The 391-nt window shown below is 61.6% G+C and carries 1 protein-coding gene; it reads right to left on the bottom strand.

The features are described 5' to 3' along the window. Positions 1-354, bottom strand: a 354-nt coding sequence (locus KJQ99_RS11450) for an MFS transporter (RefSeq protein ID WP_214150766.1), incomplete at its 3' end; no start/stop codon positions are given. Positions 355-391: the final 37 nt, after the last annotated feature.

The raw sequence follows: 391 nt of genomic DNA, 5'->3' as shown, positions 1-391 counted from the left end.
CCCGATGAGCAAGGCCAGGTGGGAGGGTTTATCGCGCGCACCATTCCAGACCAAGATCCCCAGCCCGACCGCAATGAGGCAGCGCAGACCATCGGTATAGACGAGGATGCGCTGACGCGACCAACGGTCGAGTACAACGGAGACGAAGGGGCCAATGATGCTGAAGGGCAGCAAGGTGATAGCCAGCACCATGGCGATCGACCACGCGTCAGGCTGCTGCTCGGGGGAGAGCAAAACGTAGGAAGCCATCCCGACCTGAAGGGTGCCGTCAGCCGCCTGGGTAGCTACACGAACCCCGAGAATCTTCCGGAAGTCGCGGCGTCGCCACAGGTGGCGCAGGTTCTGCCAGAACACATGGTCTCCTTCGGGCTGGCCTCTATCGATCCTAAAG

It is taken from the genome of Campylobacter sp. 2018MI13, assembly GCF_018501135.1.
GTDB lineage: Bacteria > Campylobacterota > Campylobacteria > Campylobacterales > Campylobacteraceae > Campylobacter_E.
The sequence above is the reverse complement of the archived record's forward strand: the minus strand, read 5'-3'. Positions and strand labels throughout refer to the sequence as shown.